The sequence below is a fragment of the Halorubrum ezzemoulense DSM 17463 genome (genome assembly GCF_002114285.1).
Taxonomy (GTDB): domain Archaea; phylum Halobacteriota; class Halobacteria; order Halobacteriales; family Haloferacaceae; genus Halorubrum; species Halorubrum ezzemoulense.
The window spans coordinates 1-2,679 of the sequence record NZ_NEDJ01000140.1 but is presented as its reverse complement, the minus strand read 5'-3'; the positions used below and the strand labels follow the sequence as shown (position 1 = coordinate 2,679).

The 2,679-nt window shown below is 56.6% G+C and carries 3 protein-coding genes; 1 reads left to right on the top strand and 2 read right to left on the bottom strand.

Features of this window, described 5'->3' with window-relative positions; translation table 11 throughout:
- Positions 1-222 precede the first annotated feature (222 nt).
- A complete protein-coding gene (locus tag B9H04_RS17700; protein WP_049933580.1) occupies positions 223-969 on the bottom strand; it encodes an archaellin/type IV pilin N-terminal domain-containing protein in 747 nt (248 codons plus the stop codon).
- Positions 970-1,333: 364 nt separating this feature from the next.
- Positions 1,334-1,507, bottom strand: a complete 174-nt coding sequence (locus tag B9H04_RS18935; RefSeq protein WP_169514836.1) for a hypothetical protein — start codon at positions 1,505-1,507, stop codon at positions 1,334-1,336.
- Between the two features lie 241 nt (positions 1,508-1,748).
- Between B9H04_RS18935 and B9H04_RS17695 the strand changes: the two genes are divergently transcribed.
- A complete protein-coding gene (locus tag B9H04_RS17695; protein ID WP_049933581.1) occupies positions 1,749-2,582 on the top strand; it encodes an IS1595 family transposase in 834 nt (277 codons plus the stop codon).
- Positions 2,583-2,679 lie beyond the last annotated feature (97 nt).

The following is a 2,679-nucleotide window of genomic DNA, read 5'->3' as shown; positions in this document are numbered from 1 at the left end:
ATCAACTCATCGAAACGGAAGAACCGGAACAGCGAAAGACCGAGAGTGAACGTGTGTTAGAGTAGGTATTTACGCTGACCGAATCGATATATATCGATTTCGTCACTGCGACGTGCCACGTTCGCGCTCTGTATCCAGCACAATCTCGACGAACTATCAGCGACCGCGAATTTCAATCACGCCGTTTCTGGATGTGTTCGAATCTGCGACTGTCGACTGTTTTTAGCGACACTCTGGCTTGTCTCGTTCTGTGGGCTCGCCGCTCGCTGCGGTCGCGACTGCGGTCGTTCTGGCGATGGGCTGTTCGTCGTTGACGCCAATAAAAAGGATCTCAACTGAGTCTCCCGGCTCCATCGGGCGGTCACCGCTGAAATCGATCGGATACCTGTTTTCGACCCGGAAGAAAGGCTCGTCATCGCCGCGAGCGATGTCGTTCTGGTTCGACTCGACGTACTGCTCACCAACATCTGCCACATCGGTCCCGGTTCCCCCCGCTTGATACCGGTTGTGAGCCATCCGGATCGTCAGTGTCTCACCGACGCCGAAATCGCCGGTACAGAACTCCCCGACATCGCCGTCGTGGAACGTCTGAGCGGTGTCCGCGTCGAAGCGGTTGGGATTCAGGAACCGAACCTGACCGCCCTCGCCGTCGCTACCCTCCCAGCTGACCAGTATCGAACCGACCTCGTCGCCTTGGAAGGTCGGCCCTGCGACGTAGGGCACTCGAACGACGTCAATGTCTCCGCGGGGGGGATTGCTGTTACCATTGTTCCACCCGCCCCACGATCGGTGTTCGGGCCCGAGCGTCACCTCCGTGTCGCCGAACCCGCGCAGTTGCTGCGGCTCTGGGAGCTCGCTCTCGAAGTCAAAAATAACGACGCTGATGGTAGCAGCGAGTATTACCACGATGGCGACCATAAGAATCGTGGCAACGACGGTCGTAACGCCGCGGTCACGGCTACCGTCCATCGCTCACTCCGGCGCAGGCGACCAGACTGCCACTCATACCAATACAACGGCCTGTTCCGGGGGTATACATTTCGATCCACATATCAATTCTAATATTAGTCATCACTGTCTAGTCACACGCCACATGAGAGTGGGAAATACGCGCTCTATTCAGTATGCCCTGTTGAGATCCTCATGAACTGGAAAATATCGCGTGCTCAATGGAGGGAATGTAGTGACCGGCCCGCGCATTGAACGCTTAGCAGCGTCACCAAGTGACGTACAGGTTGCGGGCCGTCACATCCTCATTCGTTTGGTGAGTGTAATGCGCCTGTCGATGGCGTTCAATTATAGCGGATATCCACTCAGCGGCGAGTGGGTTAAGCTACGCCGCGCGTTTCAGTATCTGTGGGACCACAACGACCTCGAGACCGGCGAGTACGAGTACGAACAGACGCGCTACGCCACTAAACACGGTAAACCCGATTACAGCGATAATCGCGGCGTTGATGAACGGAATTCCGTAGTGAAACACCGGTCGTTCGAGTACAGAGGGCATCAGTTTAATCTGTAACAGATCACGAATAAATGTTTATAAGAAGCAACGAGGGTAACTGCGGCGTCGGATCTGTCTCTTACGGGAGTACAAGGAGAAAGTCTCGCGCTTCAGCGCGAGGCGGATGTCAATCGTGACTCCTATTGCTGTAGTTCGCTCTTCGGAAGCAGATTGTTGGTCGGGTAGAGCTGTCGCTGTGAAAGCGTAGCGGGCAAGGGTGACGCGAACGCGTCACCCGAACGCAATGTTCCCATTCGAATTGCTGAGTTCAGAGGCGAGCGCCGCGAACCTGCTGGAGCAGGTTCGCTGGCGTGAGGGCCTCAGTTGCCCGCGCTGCCGGTCTGAGTCGGTGATCAAACACGGCAGCTATCGAGAGTATCAACGGTATCTCTGTAAGGATTGCGACCGCACGTTCAACGACAAGACCGGCACGATCTTCGCGCACGCGAAGATCGGCCTCGACAAGCTGTTGTTCGTGTTCTACTCGTTCCTCCGGTTCAACACGAGTATCCGCCAGCTAGACGCTGAAATTGACGTTTCGTATCGCTCGCTCTGCCGGCGCGTCGAGCAGTTCGCCAGAACGCTCGACGCGCCAGACATCTCTCTCGTTGGCCCGGTTGAGATCGACGAGTTCTACGTCTCTGCCGGGAAGAAAGGCCGCGAGCGCGACCGAGAGTCGCGCTCGCGTGCCCTCTCGAAACGCGGACGGGGAACGTATGAAGGGGACAAACCGCCAGTGTTCACGCTCGTTGATCGCGGCAGCGGTCAGCGATACGTCGTCCCAGCGAAATCCGCCGACGAAACGACGGTGCGACTCCTTCTCGACAACCACGAGAAGGAGTCGCTGACTGTCTATACTGACGGATTTCGGGCCTACGATCCACTCGACGATGACGAGAGCTTCCACCGAGAAGCAGTAATTCACGGTGACGGCGAGTACGTTGATGGAGACGCACACGTGAACACGTGCGAGAGCCACGCGTCGCTGGCGCGACGGTGGCTCTCGCCGCATCGAGGCGTCTCAAAGGACAAACTGACAGCGTATCTCATAGTGTTTAATTCGAATCTTTACCGGTGAGATACGGCCAGATGTTCGGTTCGGTGATCGCGCTTAGTCCTCGCAGAATGTAATCTTTCAGCGTCGAGAGATCTGGCATAAGGCGGTACTTGAACCA

What these genes read in the sequence shown, in the direction of transcription:
- B9H04_RS17700 (WP_049933580.1), bottom strand. Translation starts at nt 969, where the DNA reads ATGGACGGTAGCCGTGACCGCGGCGTTACGACCGTCGTTGCCACGATT.
- B9H04_RS18935 (WP_169514836.1), bottom strand. Translation starts at nt 1,507, where the DNA reads ATGCCCTCTGTACTCGAACGACCGGTGTTTCACTACGGAATTCCGTTC.
- B9H04_RS17695 (WP_049933581.1), top strand. Translation starts at nt 1,749, where the DNA reads ATGTTCCCATTCGAATTGCTGAGTTCAGAGGCGAGCGCCGCGAACCTG.